19 protein-coding genes are annotated in these 18,041 nt (G+C 43.7%); 10 read left to right on the top strand and 9 right to left on the bottom strand.

Annotated features, from left to right (window positions below; genetic code table 11):
• The first annotated feature begins 198 nt into the window (after positions 1–198).
• Positions 199–663 (top strand): dCMP deaminase family protein, encoded by a 465-nt coding sequence (locus ACWYVB_RS10925; RefSeq protein ID WP_005373515.1) that lies wholly within the window; start codon positions 199–201, stop codon positions 661–663.
• Between the two features lie 87 nt (positions 664–750).
• On the opposite strand, the gene pepT is transcribed toward ACWYVB_RS10925, so the two are convergent.
• Together pepT and ACWYVB_RS10915 are read right to left on the bottom strand one after the other, a co-directional pair.
• Entirely contained in the window at positions 751–1,980 is a 1,230-nt protein-coding gene (gene pepT / locus ACWYVB_RS10920) for a peptidase T (protein ID WP_048624837.1), read from the bottom strand.
• A 170-nt stretch (positions 1,981–2,150) separates the two neighbouring features.
• Entirely contained in the window at positions 2,151–3,014 is an 864-nt protein-coding gene (locus ACWYVB_RS10915) for a DUF6279 family lipoprotein (protein WP_048624836.1), read from the bottom strand.
• Positions 3,015–3,275: 261 nt separating this feature from the next.
• On the opposite strand from ACWYVB_RS10915, the gene ACWYVB_RS10910 reads away from it, so the two are divergent.
• The gene (locus ACWYVB_RS10910; RefSeq protein WP_005373524.1) at positions 3,276–3,449 is read left to right on the top strand and encodes a hypothetical protein; all 174 of its coding nucleotides are present in this window, start codon (positions 3,276–3,278) and stop codon (positions 3,447–3,449) included.
• Between the two features lie 89 nt (positions 3,450–3,538).
• Here ACWYVB_RS10910 and ACWYVB_RS10905 read toward each other — a convergent pair whose 3' ends face one another.
• Positions 3,539–4,171 (bottom strand): response regulator, encoded by a 633-nt coding sequence (locus ACWYVB_RS10905; protein WP_005398453.1) that lies wholly within the window; start codon positions 4,169–4,171, stop codon positions 3,539–3,541.
• Positions 4,158–5,894, bottom strand: a complete 1,737-nt coding sequence (narQ, locus tag ACWYVB_RS10900; protein WP_457528932.1) for a nitrate/nitrite two-component system sensor histidine kinase NarQ — start codon at positions 5,892–5,894, stop codon at positions 4,158–4,160. Before narQ ends, ACWYVB_RS10905 begins: the two co-directional genes overlap by 14 nt.
• A 247-nt stretch (positions 5,895–6,141) precedes the next feature.
• On the opposite strand from narQ, the gene napF reads away from it, so the two are divergent.
• The 6 genes from napF to ACWYVB_RS10870 all read left to right on the top strand — a co-directional run bounded on the left by napF (position 6,142) and on the right by ACWYVB_RS10870 (position 10,750).
• Positions 6,142–6,627 carry a ferredoxin-type protein NapF gene (napF, locus tag ACWYVB_RS10895; RefSeq protein ID WP_225460949.1) on the top strand — a complete coding sequence of 162 codons (486 nt, stop codon included), beginning with the start codon at positions 6,142–6,144 and terminating at the stop codon, positions 6,625–6,627.
• A gap of 41 nt (positions 6,628–6,668) precedes the next feature.
• Positions 6,669–6,977, top strand: coding sequence for a chaperone NapD (locus ACWYVB_RS10890; protein ID WP_005398456.1), 309 nt, complete (start codon positions 6,669–6,671; stop codon positions 6,975–6,977).
• Positions 6,974–9,463 (top strand): periplasmic nitrate reductase subunit alpha, encoded by a 2,490-nt coding sequence (napA, locus tag ACWYVB_RS10885; RefSeq protein ID WP_006741149.1) that lies wholly within the window; start codon positions 6,974–6,976, stop codon positions 9,461–9,463. Before ACWYVB_RS10890 ends, napA begins: the two co-directional genes overlap by 4 nt.
• Positions 9,464–9,541: 78 nt before the next feature.
• On the top strand, positions 9,542–9,997 hold the full coding sequence (locus ACWYVB_RS10880; RefSeq protein WP_031780699.1) for a nitrate reductase cytochrome c-type subunit: 456 nt from the start codon (positions 9,542–9,544) through the stop codon (positions 9,995–9,997).
• Between the two features lie 28 nt (positions 9,998–10,025).
• Positions 10,026–10,604, top strand: coding sequence for a NapC/NirT family cytochrome c (locus ACWYVB_RS10875; RefSeq protein ID WP_005398274.1), 579 nt, complete (start codon positions 10,026–10,028; stop codon positions 10,602–10,604).
• Positions 10,605–10,615: 11 nt separating this feature from the next.
• Positions 10,616–10,750 (top strand): TIGR02808 family protein, encoded by a 135-nt coding sequence (locus tag ACWYVB_RS10870; protein WP_005373546.1) that lies wholly within the window; start codon positions 10,616–10,618, stop codon positions 10,748–10,750.
• A 204-nt stretch (positions 10,751–10,954) separates the two neighbouring features.
• Here ACWYVB_RS10870 and phaC read toward each other — a convergent pair whose 3' ends face one another.
• The 4 genes from phaC to ACWYVB_RS10850 all read right to left on the bottom strand — a co-directional run bounded on the left by phaC (position 10,955) and on the right by ACWYVB_RS10850 (position 15,164).
• Positions 10,955–12,730 carry a class I poly(R)-hydroxyalkanoic acid synthase gene (gene phaC / locus ACWYVB_RS10865; RefSeq protein WP_005398277.1) on the bottom strand — a complete coding sequence of 592 codons (1,776 nt, stop codon included), beginning with the start codon at positions 12,728–12,730 and terminating at the stop codon, positions 10,955–10,957.
• A gap of 80 nt (positions 12,731–12,810) precedes the next feature.
• Entirely contained in the window at positions 12,811–13,158 is a 348-nt protein-coding gene (locus ACWYVB_RS10860; RefSeq protein ID WP_005398278.1) for a phasin family protein, read from the bottom strand.
• A gap of 44 nt (positions 13,159–13,202) precedes the next feature.
• On the bottom strand, positions 13,203–14,411 hold the full coding sequence (locus tag ACWYVB_RS10855) for an acetyl-CoA C-acetyltransferase (RefSeq protein ID WP_317411400.1): 1,209 nt from the start codon (positions 14,409–14,411) through the stop codon (positions 13,203–13,205).
• A gap of 12 nt (positions 14,412–14,423) precedes the next feature.
• Positions 14,424–15,164, bottom strand: coding sequence for an SDR family oxidoreductase (locus ACWYVB_RS10850; RefSeq protein ID WP_005398281.1), 741 nt, complete (start codon positions 15,162–15,164; stop codon positions 14,424–14,426).
• A gap of 1,006 nt (positions 15,165–16,170) precedes the next feature.
• Between ACWYVB_RS10850 and ACWYVB_RS10845 the strand changes: the two genes are divergently transcribed.
• Complete coding sequence (locus ACWYVB_RS10845; RefSeq protein WP_046875887.1) at positions 16,171–16,791, top strand: LysE family translocator; 621 nt, start codon at positions 16,171–16,173, stop codon at positions 16,789–16,791.
• Positions 16,792–16,807: 16 nt separating this feature from the next.
• Positions 16,808–17,074, top strand: a complete 267-nt coding sequence (locus ACWYVB_RS10840; protein ID WP_258627257.1) for a hypothetical protein — start codon at positions 16,808–16,810, stop codon at positions 17,072–17,074.
• 62 nt (positions 17,075–17,136) lie between these two features.
• On the opposite strand, the gene secF is transcribed toward ACWYVB_RS10840, so the two are convergent.
• Positions 17,137–18,039 carry a protein translocase subunit SecF gene (gene secF, locus ACWYVB_RS10835; protein WP_317411386.1) on the bottom strand — a complete coding sequence of 301 codons (903 nt, stop codon included), beginning with the start codon at positions 18,037–18,039 and terminating at the stop codon, positions 17,137–17,139.
• Positions 18,040–18,041: the final 2 nt, after the last annotated feature.

Raw genomic sequence — 18,041 nt, 5'->3', positions numbered from 1 at the left:
ATTTAGAGGCGCTAGGAAACGCGAATTAAGATATCGTATAAAGACGGAAGTAAGATTCGGTGCTCAAGATAAGAACGTTTTATGGTTAAAAAGACAAAAAATGACGCCTTCATACTCAAGACCCCGATTTTGACTATTTTTTTAATATAAATGGGTTATCATTCAATTAATTCAACGCCTTCGACAGAGAGGATGACTATGATTTCTAAATGGGCAAAACGCTTTTACCAGATGGCAGAACTAGTGGCGTCTTGGAGTAAGGACCCATCAACACAAGTCGGTGCAGTTATCACTAAACAGAATCGCATTGTATCTGTTGGATTTAATGGCTACCCGCACGGTGTTTCTGACAGTGTCGATACCGATGAACGCGAGTTGAAATATCTAAAAACACTGCATGCAGAAGAGAACGCAATTTTGTTCTCAAAACGTGATTTAGACGGATGTGATATTTGGGTGACGCATTTTCCATGTCCTAACTGCGCGGCAAAGATCATTCAAACAGGGATCTCACACGTGCACTGCCCTGAGCAATCTGAAGACTTTCTATCTCGCTGGGGAGATAAAATCCAAGTCAGCCAAGACATGTTCGATCAAGCGGGTGTGAAAGTCGATTGGCTACCACTAGAAGACATTGAAATTGAAGACAAAGACGTACGTTAATGTTTCGTTTTTGAATTTAAAAATAGCCCAGATGACTCTGGGCTATTTTTCCCCATTCAATCGACAAGAACCGCTCGACCTGGTCTGTTAACCGTGTTTTTTCGCGGTGATTTCAGCAATTTTGACGATGACAAGCACTGACTTCTCCATCATTTCAACCGAAATAAACTCATGAATCCCATGGAAGTTAAAACCACCAGTGAAGATATTCGGGCACGGCAACCCCATAAAAGATAAACGAGCGCCATCTGTACCACCACGAATAGGTTTTATAATTGGCTCCACATCACACGCTTCCATCGCTTGCTTTGCTAGCTCAATGATATGCGGGTAAGGCTCAACCATTTCTCTCATATTGTAATAGCTGTCTGTTATTTTCAGTTCTACAGAACCATGGCGTAAGCCCGCGTTCATATCATCAACGAGTTTCTGCATAAAGGCTTTACGCTCTTCAAGCCCCTGACGATCAAAGTCTCGGATAATGTAACCAAGCTCGCTTCGCGCCACGCCCATTTCTGCCGATTTTAAATGGAAGAACCCTTCGTAGCCTTCGGTTGTTTCCGGAGTTTGATCTTGGGGCATTTGAACTTGAAATTTCGCAGCCAAGTTCATCGCATTGACCATTTTGCCTTTTGCGGTACCTGGATGAACGCTAACACCATGAAAAATCACATCGGCGTTTGCCGCATTAAAGTTTTCGTATTCCAGTTCACCTTGCGGGCCACCATCAATAGTGTATGCCCATTTCGCGCCAAACTTTTCAACATCAAATAAATCTGCGCCCCGGCCAATCTCTTCATCTGGTGTAAAGCCGATACAAATGTCGCCGTGTGGAATGTCTGGATTTTCTAGTAACAGCGCGACCGCAGAGAGAATCTCAGCAATACCAGCTTTGTTATCCGCGCCAAGTAATGTAGTGCCATCGGTAGTGATAAGGTTATGGCCATGTAGATGATGTAAATCTGGATATTGCACCGGAGATAGCACTTCATCCCCCAACCCTAGCGCAATATCGCCGCCTTGGTAATCTTCAATAAATTGCGGTTTTACGTTTTTTCCTGAGGCGTCAGGCGCGGTATCCATATGGGCAATAAAGCCTATAGGCGGCACCTCATAATCAACGTTAGCTGGCAGTCTAGCCATCAAGTAGCCATTTTTATCTAATGTCACATCACTTAAGCCAAGTTCAATCATCTCTTTCTTAAGCAACTCAGCAAACACAAGCTGACCAGGCGAGCTTGGGCAAAGCGTAACATGTGGATTTGATTGGGTATCGAACGTGACGTAGCGAAGAAATCTTTCAACTAAATGTTTCATATTTATTCTCATTGTTTTTATACGATGAGGCTTTATCAACCATCAATAAGCTGACCTTACCTCATCAAACCTCAAGCTATGTTACGCTCTTAGCTCAATAAGAATTTGCTTTGAATCATTTTTTCATAAGAAAGGCTACGGCACATCCCCTCGTCAATTGAAGCATGAATCTAATCTAATAATTCCTCAGCTAGTACTCGCCACTCTTTTACCTTACCGCGAAAATGACGCCATTGTTTATCGGTCATAGATTGAGAAATATCTAATGTCAGTTGATCGACCAGCACAAAGTTAGAATCAATATTTTTAGAAAGCTGCTCACTGTAATAGCTCTCTGGCTCGAACAACAGGCGCATAAATATATCCTGATAAGTGACAGCATTGGACTTGTTGTCGAACAGATATTCGAGCTCTTGATATATCGTTGCTCGATAACCTCTCCATAAAGGACTGTTAAGAGTGACTTGTTGAGAAAACGTTTGAGCTAATTGGCGCTGACTTTCTGATAGACTTCCCAACCACTCTTCCATCCATTCTTCTGTGTTATCTAGAATAATTTCACGTATTTCATCTTCCGTTTTATCCGCATATTTTGCGTTTCGCTCTTGATAATGCTCTTGTACATTACTCAGAAATTCCCGTTCTTGATCTTTCGTTAACTGTAAACTCAAAGCAAAAAGGTCTGGTGCCGCTTTGCTTACCACTCTATCGTAATGCGCTCGCATTCTATCTCGATTTTCCTGCAAATAATTTAGGGTGATATCGCTCGCTTTTAATCTCTCAAGCTCTTTTAAATGATCGATATATAACGGTAACTCTTCTTTCTTATGCCATTCTGCTAACAATAATAAGCGTTCTTCGACCAAGACTTCTTGTTCACCTTGCAGAGAAACATAATCCTCTATGTAATCGATAACGAACCAATCGATATTGCTGTATAGAAACTTCTTCGTACATCCGGCAAGAAGAAATACGAAACAAAATAGAAGGCCATAACCAAGCACCTTATTAGATACACCCTGTAATTTAGTCACTTATTCGTATTCCCTTTTCTATTGATTAAGTTCTATACTCAACTTGTATCACTTAATATTGCGGCAAACTTACACCAGTGTGACAAATATTGATTGCCACCTTAATAATATATAGAGTTTGAAATTAACTTTTTGATCACAACTATCCGCAAAAAAGTGAGTTAGAGCGCAATTATCGGCTAAAAAACACACCGAACGACGCTCCCTATAACGGCATATAATTTGCATGGATGTTTTTTGGATGGTTTATGGAGGCGAAGTATGGCAGCCGCTGAGCAACTTGATACCAGTGTAGAATATGAGATTCGATATTTTGAACAGGGGAAAATGCACTGCATGAGAGTCATTGCTGAAAGCAAAAAAGTGGCTTATCAGTACTATTTAGAGTGCGGTAAGCACAACAGTGACTTGTACTCTATTCGCCCAGACAAATAAAAAAACCGCCTTAAAGGCGGTTTTTTTATTATTAAAATTACGCTAAACGATTGATTCCATTGGTGGTTTGGGATTGTTCTTCAACTGTATTATTTGATGTCGCCAAAGCGCTCAAGATAAAGAACGGTTGCCGCAGTACGAGAAGGAACTTGAAGCTTTTTAAGTAAACTCTTCATATGCACTTTAACCGTGGATTCAGAAATAAAAAGACGATCGGCAATCTGCTTGTTGCGGAAACCTCTTGCCACCTCTCTTAAGATCTGCGTTTCGCGATCCGTCAGCGTATCAAAAACGTCCTCTTGTCCTGAACGCTCACTCAAATACTTAGAAACTTCTTGGCTGTAAGCTTTGTCACCTTGATGCGCTTGTTTTAGCAACTCAACCAGCTCATCAGGCTCAGTATCTTTCAATAAATAGCCATCTGCGCCACTTCGAACTATTGCTTCTATGTCAGCAGGACTATCCGATACGGTTAAGATAACAATTCGAGCTTCACAACCATCAGCACGTAGCGCTTGTAAGGTATCGAGGCCTGACATGCCTTTCATATTGAGATCAAGAAGTACAAGATCCAGTTCCAGCTCATGCGCTTTCGCTACCGCATCTGCGCCATTACTTGCTTCTGCAACGACTTCAAACTCAGGCTCAAAGCTTAAAAGTTGGTGAATACCTCGTCGCATGAGTGGATGATCATCCACCAGCATTACTTTACACACTGTCACTGTTTACTTCCTTACTATGTTGGAATTCTAGTTTTACGGTACAGCCTTTGTTTATCGATGCTTCAATGTGAAGATCGGCATGCAGCCTAGCGGCTCGCTCTTGCATGATACTCATACCGTAATGATTTAATTTTTCGTCTTGATGTTCAAAGCCTATTCCATCATCGGTAACGGTTACTGTGACTTTTCCATCATTATCAAGACATTGAATGTGAATATTATCTGCTTGCGCATGCTTGATGGCATTAATTGCCGCTTCTCTTATCAACTGTAGTAAATGAACCTGCTGGTGTGCATCCAGTTCGGTTGAAGAAAGTCTATTTTTTAACGTAATGTCAGCGACGGTTTGTTCGTTGAGCGTTTCGACCATATCTTGCAATGCTTGGCCAAAACAGCCCTCTTTAATCGTAAGACGAAACGTCGTCAGTAATTCGCGTAGTTGGGTATAAGCAGCAGATAAGCCCGTATCCAACTCGGCAATGACTTGATTCGCCTGAGCTATCGCTTTTTCATCAGGCAAATTCTTTACGCTTCTCTTTAATAAAGCGACCTGAATTTTTAAATAGGAGAGTGCTTGAGCTAATGAATCATGCAGTTCCCGAGCAATGGTGGCTCGCTCTTCCATCAGTAGGATTTGTTCTGCTTGGCGTTGGGCTCGATTGTAATACACGGCACGCGATAAAATCTGCACAAAGTTGTCAATCAGTGCCTCATTCGGACAAGGTAACCCGGCCTTCCAATACAAATAGCCTAAGTGCTCACCGTCTAACGTTAGAGCCTTACTATGGCAATCTTCATCACAGTCGTGGCAACCCTCTTCCCCTTCCATCAATATCCAACTCGGTTCTCCCAATTGCTCTATTTCAAGTTTGACCGCTTTAATGCCTTCAAGACTTGCAATATGTTGCAATATGGCTTGGAAGTTATCCTGATTAATACGCGAAGCCGTTAACTCTTTCGACGAGTCATACAATACTTCTAAAGACTGATTCGCATGCTGTAATTTACGCGTTTTTTCATCAACCGCTTGTTCTAGCCCCCGGTATAACTTACCAAGGTCCGTCGCCATCCGATTAAAGGTTCGAGTCAGGATCCCCATTTCATTATCGCTGGATACATCAAGCGATATATTAAATGAGCGATTCTTAATTTGCTCGCTAGCAAAAACTAAAGCACGCAAAGGCCGTACAACTTCGAGGCGCACAAAATGAACAACAAACATACTGACACAAAGAATGCCGCCTAGCCCTAACCCACCAATCCAAGCTAAGTTAATCAGCTTTTGTTCCGAAAAGCTTTGAAGCTTAAATACAAACTCATCGATCTGATTTACAAAACCAGCCACTAGGAGTTGGTACTCCGCCGGATTATCTCCTCTCAACACCGACTTGAGCTCATGCCATCTCATAATAAGACGGTAGTAATCATGAGTAATGTCTTCTGGCACTGACCAGTGCTGGAGTGCTTTCATGGAAGTTGAATATATCGAATGTTCAAATGCGTCAATATGTGAAGAGTAATCAACAGATTTAATCTGAATATCATGTGCCAAACGATAACTTTGCATTCGCATTGAGCCAGCAATATTGACGGCTTCTGCATCATTCAAGCTTGACGCTAACGTAAAAATTGCAAAACCAGTCGTAGCAACTGAAAGCAGCAAAATAAGAAGCATCGCGGACGCAATCGTGCGCGTCACTGACTTTTTCACATTTTTAAACAATCTGAGTTCCTCGCCCATTAACAGCCCTATTTGTACGTGCAATGAACCCATTACCTTTCAACTTTATCAATATGTGATCACCTGCGACGGAATTTATTGATCCAAAACAATATTGCATCCCATTTACCTCCTAAGAGGTATTTATACAAATATGTCAAAAACTACAATTTCGTTAGTTTAAATGACAGTTTATTAATGAAAATTGTGGACTATGCTTAGTTTGGGTTCCAAGTTTCGAGGTGACTAAGTGGTAGACCTTTCCAGAAGAAGACTCTTTGCAAGAAAAGCGCACCCCGACAACGCCGTACGTTTGCCTTGGTTAACCAAGCCAGAACAGTTTACGGACGATTGCACTCGCTGCGGTAAATGCATTGAGGCCTGCGAAACAAAGATTATAACTAAAAGTGATGGCGGATTCCCTGCGGTCGATTTTTCTATTGATGAGTGCACATTTTGTTATCAGTGTGCAGACGCCTGTCCTGAGCCCCTTTTCTTGCCAAAAACAGAGCAACCTTGGCAAGCGAAAGCAAGCATCAATGATAGCTGCTTAGCAAAACAAAATGTCGAATGCCGAAGCTGTGGGGATATGTGCGACCCGATGGCAATTCAGTTCAAATTAGAGCTGGGGAAAGTAGCACAACCCAATTTAGACCTTGATGAGTGTAACGGCTGCGGCGCCTGTGTTTCAGTGTGCCCGACTTCATCCATCAATGTGAGCAATATAACAGCCTAAGCCGTATGTCGTCGGCCAAAGGCAATAAATGAGAGAGCTATATGTCACTAAATGAAGTGCATATTTCAAGTTTGGTAGTACACGTACTGCCAGAACATCTGGACGAAATCAAACAACAGATCGAAGCACATGAAAATGCGGAAATCTATGGTGACAGTCCAGAAGGCAAGATTATCGTCGTGCTTGAAACCGAAAACCAAGGTTTTATCACAGACACTATCGATGCCATCAACAATTTACCGAATGTCTTGAGCACGGTATTGGTTTATCACCAAATCGAAACTGGGCTTGAAGAAACGGATGAAGAAGACACTGGAACACAACATTCCCAAATCGAGGGTGAAGTATGAAAATGACAAGACGTGCGTTTGTGAAAGCAAACGCGGCTGCATCAGCTGCTGCTGTCGCAGGTGTGACACTACCAGCATCTGCAGCCAACCTGATTGCAAGCTCTGATCAAACCAAAATCACATGGGACAAAGCACCTTGTCGTTTCTGTGGTACAGGCTGTTCTGTTCTTGTTGGTACTCAAAATGGCAAAGTGGTAGCAACACAGGGTGACCCAGAAGCACCAGTAAACAAAGGCCTAAACTGTATTAAAGGCTACTTCCTTTCTAAGATCATGTACGGTCAAGACCGTCTGACCCAGCCGATGCTGAGAATGAAAGATGGCAAATTCCACAAAGACGGTGAATTTACACCTATCTCTTGGGATGACGCTTTCGACATCATGGCTGAGAAATGGAAAGCTTCCCTCGAGAAAAAAGGTCCAACAAGCGTAGGTATGTTTGGCTCAGGCCAATGGACAGTAATGGAAGGCTACGCTGCGTCAAAGCTAATGAAAGCGGGCTTCCGTTCAAACAACATTGATCCAAACGCTCGTCACTGTATGGCTTCTGCTGTAGTTGGCTTTATGCGCGCATTCGGTATCGATGAGCCGATGGGTTGTTACGATGATTTTGAGAACGCAGACGCATTCGTTCTATGGGGCTCGAACATGGCAGAGATGCACCCTGTTCTATGGACTCGTATTACTGACCGTCGCCTAAGTCACCCTCACGTTAAAGTGAACGTGCTTTCTACTTACTACCACCGTTCATTTGAGTTGGCAGATCACGGCTACATTTTTAATCCACAGTCTGACCTAGCGATTGCTAACTTCATCGCGAACTACATCATCGAAAACGATGCGGTAAACTGGGACTTCGTGAACAAGCACACTAACTTCACTCAAGCAGATACCGACATCGGTTACGGCCTACGTGACGATGATCCGCTACAAAAAGCAGCGAAGAATCCTAACTCAGGCAAACTAACGTCTATCTCTTTCGAAGAGTACAAAAAGTCTGTTGCACCTTACACAGCTGAGAAAGCCTCTGAAATCTCTGGTGTTGAAAAAGAAAAGCTTATCGAGCTTGCGAAGCAATACGCCAATCCAAATACGAAAGTAATGTCACTTTGGACAATGGGTATGAACCAACATACTCGTGGCGTGTGGATGAATAACTTGGTTTACAACATCCACCTACTAACCGGTAAGATCTCAACTCCAGGTAACAGCCCATTCTCACTAACGGGTCAACCATCTGCGTGTGGTACGGCTCGTGAGGTTGGTACTTTCGCTCACCGTCTACCTGCAGACATGGTGGTTGCTAACCCTAAACACCGTAAGATTGCAGAAGACATCTGGAAACTGCCAGAAGGTACGATTCCACCAAAACCTGGCTTCCACGCCGTATTGCAAGACCGCATGTTGAACGATGGCGTTCTGAACTGTTACTGGGTTCAATGTAACAACAACATGCAAGCAGGTCCAAACATCAACACTGAACGTCTTCCAGGTTACCGCAACCCTGAAAACTTCATCGTTGTGTCTGACCCATACCCAACAGCGACAGCACAAGCAGCAGACCTTATTCTTCCAACAGCAATGTGGATTGAGAAAGAAGGTGCTTACGGTAACGCAGAGCGTCGTACTCAAGCTTGGTACCAACAAGTGGGCACGGTCGGTCAGGCAAAATCTGACCTGTGGCAGCTAATGGAGTTCTCGAAACGCTTCAAAATGGAAGAAGTGTGGCCTGAAGAGCTGCTAGCGAAAGCGCCTCAGTACCGTGGTAAAACCATGTACGACGTACTATACCGCAATGGTAATGTCGACAAGTTCCCTATCGAAGAAGCTCGCGAATTGAATGACGATGCCCACCACTTCGGTTTCTATGTTCAAAAAGGTCTGTTTGAGGAATACGCAACGTTTGGCCGTGGTCACGGGCATGATTTAGCACCATACGACCGTTACCATGAAGTGCGTGGTCTACGTTGGCCAGTTGTTGATGGTAAGGAAACACAATGGCGCTTTAAAGAAGGTTCTGACCCATACGCAAAAGAAGGTTCTGGTTGGGATTTCTACGGCAATGCTGACGGCAAAGCGAAGATCATCTCTGCACCATATGAAGCGCCACCAGAAGTGCCAAACGATGAGTTTGATATGTGGCTATGTACTGGTCGTGTTCTTGAACACTGGCACACAGGCACCATGACTCGTCGTGTACCTGAGCTATACAAAGCAGTACCAGACGCAGTGTGTTACATGCACCCTGAAGACGCAAAAGCGCGTAACGTGCGTCGTGGTGAAGAAGTACTCATGGCAAACAAACGCGGCGAAGTACGCGTTCGTGTTGAAACTCGCGGTCGTAACCGTCCGCCAAAAGGTTTGGTATTCGTACCGTTCTTTGATGCACGTATTTTGATTAACAAGCTCATCCTAGATGCGACTGACCCACTGTCTAAACAGACAGACTTTAAGAAGTGTCCAGTCAAAATCACTAAGATTGCTTAACCTCCAGATACCGAATGCTACGGCCGTCATTATGGCGGCCTAATAAAGAATTTAAGCCATAAAGGCGGAGATGAAATGATGAAAAAATTACTTGTCGCACTTTTATCTGTAGGTGCTTTAGTGACAGGCATTGCGCAAGCTGAGTTAGATAATCCAGGTGGCATTGGTGGTCTAGAGTCTCTACGTGGAATGTCTCAATTGGAAGACACACGCCCAGCAGATGAGTTCAAAGACTTCCCAAAAGACCAGATTGTTGAAGATAGCTTTGTTTATCAACCACCGTTGATCCCACACAGCATCCGTCACTACGAAGTATCGTTAAATGCTAACAAGTGTCTTGCGTGCCACAGCTGGAAAAATGCAAAAGAGTCAGGCGCGACTAAAATTAGCGTAACGCACTATGTAAACCGAGAAGATGCTGTATTGGCGGATATGTCTCCTCGTCGTTACTTCTGTTTGCAATGCCACGTGCCGCAAACTAATGCTAAGCCACTAGTTGAAAACAAGTTCGAGGCAGTTGATTCGCTTCAGTAATTGAAACGCGAGTACGAAGAGGTTATTTATGAAAATACTTAAAGCGTTTTGGAAAAGACTGAAGAACCCAAGTAAAGCTGCCGCTGGTGTGGTTTTGTTCTTAGGTTTTGCTGGCGGTCTTTTGTTTTGGGGCGCATTCAACACAGGTATGGAGGCAACCAACACAGAAGAGTTCTGTTCTGGCTGTCACGCACCAATCGTTGCTGAAATTCAAGAAACAATTCACTACTCTAACCGTTCTGGTGTTCGTGCCATCTGCTCAGACTGTCACGTTCCTCATGAATGGACAGATAAGATCGTTCGTAAAGTACAAGCATCCAAAGAGCTATTCGCTCACTATGTTCTACGTACTATCGATACACCAGAGAAGTTCCAAGAGCGTCGAGGACACCTTGCTGAGCGAGAGTGGGCGCGAATGAAAAAGAATGACTCTCTTGAGTGTCGTAACTGTCACGAGTTTGATTACATGGATTACTCTCAACAAGGCTCACGAGCAGCGGAGCAGCACTCTACTGCGCTAGCTTCTGGAGAGAAAACCTGCGTAGATTGTCACAAAGGCATCGCGCACAAACTACCGGACATGAGCGGCGTTGAAGGCTGGCACTAAGGAGACTTCCCATGAGTACTTTAGAATCTGTAATTTGGCATATCCTTGGCTATAGCGCCATGCCTGTGATTATTCTTTCCGGCTTTGTGGCAGTAGCAGCAATCTCTCTCTGGCTGCTGTCATTTGGTAAGGATAAAGAGGTGTAACGTAACGCACTTCTACCCGTCAACTTGCCTATTTGTTGACACTAAGCGCTGAGTATCTACTCGGCGCTTTTTTATTCACCGTCACTTTCGACCCCAGAGTTTCCTCAACCGATACGTATATTCAATCGGTGTAATAAGGTAACCAGTAACGACCAAAAAAAGCGACCATAAAGGTCGCTAAAATTTACTGCTATAGGGAGTTGTTTAAGACTCTTTTACTGGCAGAACCTGCTTGACGTATTGCCCTGGCGCTTCATCTATTGCTGGGTGGTCTTCCGAGCCAATAGGGAATGGTTCGACTTGCTCTTTTGGATTGAATTGAAGTAGCCATTCATTCCAATGTGTCCACCACGATCCCTCTTTGTGCTCGGCATTATTCAACCACTCGTCAGCCGAATCATCCAAAGTATCGTTCAACCAATAACCATACTTATTTTTCGCTGGAGGGTTCACGATACCCGCAATATGACCCGACTCACCGAGAACAAACGTTTTGTTGCCACCAGTGTTCAGGGCACCACGATAAGTTCCCTGCCATAACGCTATATGGTCTTCTTTCGTTGATACAAAATAGCTAGGAATTTTGATCTTGTTTAGGTCAATCCATACCCCACCAATTTTGACGCCTTTGTCTTGCACTAGCTTATTCTCTAAATAGAGCTCACGAAGCAAGAAGTTATGGGAGGCAGCACTCACGTTGGTACTGTCACTATTCCAGTACAACAAGTCAAAATCGACTGGGCTGTTGCCCTTCAAGTAGTTGTCGACATAGTAGTTCCAGTACAAGCTGTTTTCACGCAGTAAGCTGAATGTGACGCTTAATGAACGACCGTCCATATACCCTTTTGCGTTGTTTTGCGCCTCAATTGCACTCACAATGGTGTCATTGATGTACGCGCCAACTTCGCCTGGCTGAGAAAAGTCGAGCAATGTGGTGAAGAAAGTCGCTGATTTAATACGCTTCTTCATACGTTTTGCCGCATAGTACGCAACCGTGCTCGCCAGAACCGTACCACCGATACAGTAACCAGCCGCGTTGATTTGCTCTTGGCCCGTTATATCTTCAATTGCCGCGACGGCTTTGACGACGCCTTCTGTCACATAGTCACCAAACTCTACATGCGCTTGTGCCTTGCCTGGGTTACGCCAAGACATCATAAATACGCTATGTCCCTGCTCTAGCAACCATCGAACCATTGAGTTCTTCGCTGTTAAGTCAAGGATGTAGTATTTATTAATGAAAGGCGGAACGATGAGCAGTGGCGTCGCATTCACTTTCTCTGTTAGAGGTCGATATTGAATCAACTCAAACAATTCGTTTTGAAAAACCACATCGCCCGGAGTGGTCGCCACGTCATCACCCACGCGGAACGCATTGTTGTTCGTCATACGAATTTTCAAAATGTCCGCACTGGACTCAACGTCTTCTTTTAACTGCTCTAAGCCAGCCAGAAGGTTTTGACCGTTTTGCTCAAGTGTCAGTTTCAAGAGTTCTGGATTCGTCGCGATGAAATTCGAAGGGGAAAGTGCATTGATGGCTTGACGAGAAAAGAAAAGTATTCGCTCTTTAGATTTTTCATCCAAACCTTCGAGTGACTCAATTGTATCTAAATAAGTCTTGCTGAATAACAGGTAGGATTGCTTAATGAAGCTATACATCACCTCATTTTGCCACGCTTCATTAGAAAAACGCTTGTCCCCTTTTTCTGCTTCAATGACCTGTTTTTGGTTACCCGCCAACGCGACATTCTGCCAAATTTGTAGCTGCTGTTCCCACCATTCTGCTTGCAGTTTTAAGATCGCAGCAGGTTGATTTACAGCTTGTTCGAAGAGTTTGGCAGTGTCTTCCAAGTTCACTTCTTGCATGGCCTTATTTAAAGGAGAGTTCACGACTGCCTTGTTCACTTCGAAATCATGCCACCACTGTTGATTGGTTTGTTGAAGCTGTACAAGATAGTCCGAAAAGAAGTGCTGAAACATAGTCTTACTCCTATATTCGGAAAAAACAACGCCGCCCAAATTAGGGTCTAGAGACCCTAAGGCGGCGAGAATCGGACAAATTACGCTGGAGTAACAGTCTTTAGATTTTCCGAAGTCATTTTCTCAACGTCTTCTTTGAACTCCTTCGCAATAGCTTGAAGCTTGTTGCTGTCGTCCATCATTTGTTGAGAAAGCTTAGTAAGAACGCTTAGTTGCTGGCTGTTGAAAGCAGTCAATGACGTTACGTCTTTGATTTCTGATGCCGCTTTCATTTGGTTCAGACCCACTTCGCTGTAAGTACGAATTGCGTTCAGTTGAAGCTCAGTCAACACTTCTACGTTTTTTGTCACTAGCTTGTTGAACTTCAAGTAAGGTTCTAGATTTTTTTCAGTTTGATCGCTAAAGGTTTTGAAGAAATCTGTGTACATGGTTTATCTCCTAGAGAAAGAATTAAAAATGTCCGTTTAAATAATTACTTAACTGCTTTTATAACCACAGCCGTCCCCATGCCGCCGCCCACACAAAGTGATGCGACACCATATTGACCATTTTGCTTATGAAGCTCGTGAACAAGCGTCACTAAGATTCGGTTGCCCGATGCACCAAGTGGGTGACCTAGCGCGATAGCACCACCATTAAAGTTCGCTTTATCTTGAATCGCGTTAACGGGAACTTGGTTGGTTTCCGCCAACTGATGAATCACGCCAAGTGCTTGCGCAGCAAATGCTTCGTTTAACTCGTAAACGTCAATGTCGTTTACCGTTAATTCCGCTTTTGCTAATGCTTTATTGACTGACTCCACTGGACCTAGACCCATGATTTTCGGATCAAGTCCCGATTGCGCATAGCTTACGATCTCAGCAATAGGCGTGAGTCCATGTGCTTTAACTGCGCTCTCAGACGCGACGATAATTGCACTCGCACCATCGTTAATACCTGATGCATTCCCCGCAGTCACAGTGCCTTCACGGTCAAAAGCAGGGCGCAGCTTGCTTAACGCTTCCATGGTCGCATTAGCCTTTGGGTATTCGTCGGTATCGAATAGCACCGTTTCACGGCGTTGCTTTACTTCTACGGGCACAATTTCGTCTTTGAATTTGCCCGCTTCGATTGCCGCCACCGCTTTCTGTTGGCTAGACAGCGCATACTCGTCTTGCTGTTGACGGGTTAGGCCGATTTCTTTTGCAACGTTTTCTGCCGTCACACCCATGTGATATTGGTTATAAACGTCGGTTAAACCATCTGCTACGAGCAGGTCTTTCAGCTCTAGGTTGCCCATTTTGTTGCCATCACGAATACTACTTGGCGCGGCAAACGGAATCTGAGACATGACCTCAACACCTGCTGCAACAACAATCTCTGTATCGCCACTACGGATATGTGAAACCGCATCCATGACGGTTTTCATGCCACTGCCGCAAACCATGTTTACGCCGTATGCAGGAACAGATTCAGGAATCCCAGCAAACAATGCGGCTTGGCGGCCAACCCCCATGCCTTGACCTGCGCCGACAACGTTGCCAACAATCACCTCATCAATCTTATCACCAGTCAACTTTGCCGCTTCTAACGCGCCTTTAATCGCTACTGCTGCCAGATCGCCAGCTGAGGTATTTTTAAGACTGCCACCAAAGGCGCCAATTGGAGTGCGCTTCGCCGCTACGATAAATACTTTTTCCATCATCTTCTCTCCTTAGTGCATGTATAGGCCGCCGTTCACCGACAAAGTCTCACCGGTGATATAGGCACCGGCATCGCTGACCAAGAAGCTGACTGATGCTGCAATTTCTTCTGGTGTAGCAAGGCGTTTCATTGGGATTTGATTCGTGATGGATTCCAATACTTCTGGCTTCATTTGCTCAACCATTGGCGTACCTGTGTACCCCGGAGCGATAACATTGACCGTCACACCCGAGCGAGCACCTTCATACGCCAAGGCTTTAGAGAAACCTATCATCCCAGCTTTCGCCGCCGAGTAGTTTGCTTGACCAAACTGCCCTTTTAGGCCATTGACTGAAGAGATGTTAATGACACGACCACCGCCTTTTTCGCACATCGCAGCGAACAGAGGTTGCGTAACGTTGAATAGACTATTGAGGTTGGTATTAATGACGTCATTCCAAGCTTGCGCAGTCATCTTTTTAAACACGCCATCACGTGTGATACCTGCGTTGTTGATAACGACATCAATGGTCCCTTCTTCCTCAAGCAATTGCGCTAACTTTGCTGCACACTCTGCAGTGTTTGTTACGTCCAACTCAAAAAGGCGAACCTGATCTTTGGTAAACCCTTTACTGTTGAACCACTCCAACGCACATTCATAGTTGCCTGTGAAATACGTAGCGATTACACGGTAACCATCATTCACTAATTGAGAGGAAATAGCAGAACCAATTCCGCCTTTTGATCCGGTGATCAAAGCGACTTTCTTCATCGAAGAATCCATTCTTAACGGCATTTAAAAAAGCAAACTAAATACACTGATGAAATAAATCACCAACTGACGTGTTTATTTATTCTTTTGGCTATCAATCCTGTGATGCCTTTTATTTTAAGTTAAACCAGAAATATTACATTTCAAATAAAAAACTAATCCATTTGCATAAGATTGATTTAGATCTCATTAAACATGAAATGTTATAAAATGGTTAACTATTTATAAGTCATTGTTTTAAATAAAATAAAGTTAAACACAAGCTTATCAGAACATAAATTTAATCATTATTTATCAATAAGTTACATACCGAACAGTGGACGTTACATCATCTCATGATTTCAGATACTACTCTCATGATCAGAGTTGTTATCTATAAATACGATTAGAATAATAATTCAAATATCAATATAAGCAATTGTCAGTAATATCATTTAATTACTAACTTAAATGATATTACTGACAGTATAACCTTAATTTTATATTTATAGTTTTACTTATGAAAACTGGTATATTTAGAATGTAAAAAATAGAAGAAAACGTCTCATTTTGGTGCAGTTCGCACTATTATGACGCAGCAATTAAAAAATAATTTCAGTTTTATTTTAAATATCCAAATAACATCAATTAACTAGCATTTAACGTATCGAATCACTTTTTATCTATTGAAGTACCGGTACGGTGCAATATTCGATGGTGCCATCTCCTAAAGCAATCATCTAGATTCTTTAACCCAGTAAATTGATGTTATACCCAAATGACGTCAAGATGCAGAAATCGTGTCAGTGACATGCTCCGCAGGGCGAGTTTCCTTATCCCACAGCCTTTGTTAACGATTTTTGATTTAGAACCACTAGATCTTCAAATCGTTGCCGTGCCTGTGAGCCAAGTCATTCTCGCTGAACCTAAGCACCTTGAGGTTATTTGGGGATATTTGGGGATAGTATCCTTTATCAATTTGCACTATCTTTGTGGCTTCTATCAAATCACTTAGTTATCAACAAACATGAATCTTGCATTGCTCAGTATGTTCATCCCTACCTTCTTTTTTGTCTCAATTACACCAGGAATGTGCATGACGCTCGCCTTAACGCTAGGAATGAGTATCGGTTATCGCCGCACATTATGGATGATGATTGGTGAACTCGTCGGTGTCGCGCTGGTTTCAGTCTCGGCAGTACTAGGGATCGCAGCGATCATGCTCAACTATCCTTGGATGTTTATCGCACTAAAGTTTATTGGTGGCGGCTACTTACTCTATCTTGGTGTAGAAATGTGGCGATCTCGAGGTAAGTTAGCAATAAATGTCGATAATTTAGAAAAACCCAAAAGTGGCAATGTCGCGCTCATCATGCAAGGCTTCGTTACCGCTATCGCAAACCCAAAAGGCTGGGCATTTATGATTTCTCTACTGCCGCCTTTTATCGATCAAAATGCGGCTCTTGCTCCACAGCTGATCGTGCTTGTCTCCATCATCCTTCTTTTTGAGTTCATTTGTATGTCTCTGTATGCCACGGGTGGTAAAGGACTGAAACGCGTGTTGGGTCAATCAAAGAATGTGCGCCTGATGAACCGTATCGCGGGCACTTTAATGATGGGGGTTGGTGTTTGGCTATTACTGAGCTAAAGCAACGCTGGAAATGATGAAAAATATCCTAAGAAAAGTTACGCGAAACATAAGTGAAGTATTAGATTTTCAGGCCCGGGTTTGGGTCGTAAACGTTTATGCTGGAGAACACAAAGGCGAATCTTACGTTGTAAACGAAGACAGCTTTTCCGAGCCATTGCAATGGATGAAAAAGAAAGGTTATCACACATCCATGTTGCGCCTGGTTGAATCGATGAAGCGCTCTCAAATCATTGAGTTCGATTTAGGTCACGTCAAACACCGCCTGATGCGTGTGAAATAGCACAAAGTAAAACGCCACTCAAACTGAGTGGCGCGAGCACTTTTTACCTTCAGCACCTCGTATTACGGCGCGGTATCAATCTCAACAGGCAAGTAATGCTTCGGTTCGAGCTTGAACAGTTCAGGTAATACGGTACCAATGGAAATGGAAGACCATGTACCTGATAGCACACCAATAAACATCGCTGTTGAGAAACCCGCTAGCGGTGCTCCCCCCATAATCCATAGTGCACCAACAGTAATCAGTGTTGTGCCTGAAGTCACCATCGTTCTAGAGAACGTCGCGATGACAGCCTGGTCATTGATGTCTCCCATTTTCCAACTTTGTTTCGCGATCAGTAGCTCACGAATTCGATCTGAAATGATGATCGAATCATTCAATGAGTAGCCTAAAATTGCCAATACGGCAGCAAAAACCGTTAAGTTGAATTCCATTTGGGTAACGGCGAAGAAGCCGAGGACGACAATTACGTCATGAGCCAGAGCAAATACAGAGCCACTCGCTAAGCGCCATTCAAAACGGAAACACAAGTAACCAAGGATGCTCAGCACACAAATCAATAGTGCTAAACCGCCTTGGTCAAACAAATCCTGGCCAACTTGAGCACCAACAATACTGTTGCTGACGACATCAACTTGATGTGAAACTGGCTTTAATACCTCTTCCACACTTGGCAGAGTTTGCCCTTCTTCAGGGGCGGAGTAGCGAATGAGCCAACGACCATCTTCACCTGTGCGGGTGACAGAGGTTGATTCACCAAGTTTTGGTTGTAGTGCATCAAGCAGATCGTGGTTGGTTAACGACTTATCGACTTTCACTTCTGTCACCATACCACCAGTGAAATCCAAGCCGAGATTCAACCCTTTAAAGCCCAGAGCACCAAGTGCGATCACCGTCAAAACGATAGAAACTAGCGTAGTAAAGTGGCGAATTTTACGAATATTTTGTTTTAGCATTTCGACCATGA

This window comes from Vibrio sp. JZG10, from assembly GCF_054064075.1.
The sequence above is the reverse complement of the archived record's forward strand: the minus strand, read 5'-3'. Positions and strand labels throughout refer to the sequence as shown.

Coding starts and splice junctions, on each gene's coding strand:
- ACWYVB_RS10840 (WP_258627257.1), top strand. CDS start 16,808: ATGAAAAATATCCTAAGAAAAGTTACGCGAAACATAAGTGAAGTATTA.
- ACWYVB_RS10875 (WP_005398274.1), top strand. CDS start 10,026: ATGAAAATACTTAAAGCGTTTTGGAAAAGACTGAAGAACCCAAGTAAA.
- ACWYVB_RS10910 (WP_005373524.1), top strand. CDS start 3,276: ATGGCAGCCGCTGAGCAACTTGATACCAGTGTAGAATATGAGATTCGA.
- secF (WP_317411386.1), bottom strand. CDS start 18,039: ATGGTCGAAATGCTAAAACAAAATATTCGTAAAATTCGCCACTTTACT.
- ACWYVB_RS10880 (WP_031780699.1), top strand. CDS start 9,542: ATGAAAAAATTACTTGTCGCACTTTTATCTGTAGGTGCTTTAGTGACA.
- napA (WP_006741149.1), top strand. CDS start 6,974: ATGAAAATGACAAGACGTGCGTTTGTGAAAGCAAACGCGGCTGCATCA.
- ACWYVB_RS10925 (WP_005373515.1), top strand. CDS start 199: ATGATTTCTAAATGGGCAAAACGCTTTTACCAGATGGCAGAACTAGTG.
- ACWYVB_RS10845 (WP_046875887.1), top strand. CDS start 16,171: ATGAATCTTGCATTGCTCAGTATGTTCATCCCTACCTTCTTTTTTGTC.
- pepT (WP_048624837.1), bottom strand. CDS start 1,980: ATGAAACATTTAGTTGAAAGATTTCTTCGCTACGTCACGTTCGATACC.
- ACWYVB_RS10850 (WP_005398281.1), bottom strand. CDS start 15,164: ATGAAGAAAGTCGCTTTGATCACCGGATCAAAAGGCGGAATTGGTTCT.
- ACWYVB_RS10890 (WP_005398456.1), top strand. CDS start 6,669: ATGTCACTAAATGAAGTGCATATTTCAAGTTTGGTAGTACACGTACTG.
- ACWYVB_RS10870 (WP_005373546.1), top strand. CDS start 10,616: ATGAGTACTTTAGAATCTGTAATTTGGCATATCCTTGGCTATAGCGCC.
- phaC (WP_005398277.1), bottom strand. CDS start 12,730: ATGTTTCAGCACTTCTTTTCGGACTATCTTGTACAGCTTCAACAAACC.
- ACWYVB_RS10855 (WP_317411400.1), bottom strand. CDS start 14,411: ATGGAAAAAGTATTTATCGTAGCGGCGAAGCGCACTCCAATTGGCGCC.
- ACWYVB_RS10860 (WP_005398278.1), bottom strand. CDS start 13,158: ATGTACACAGATTTCTTCAAAACCTTTAGCGATCAAACTGAAAAAAAT.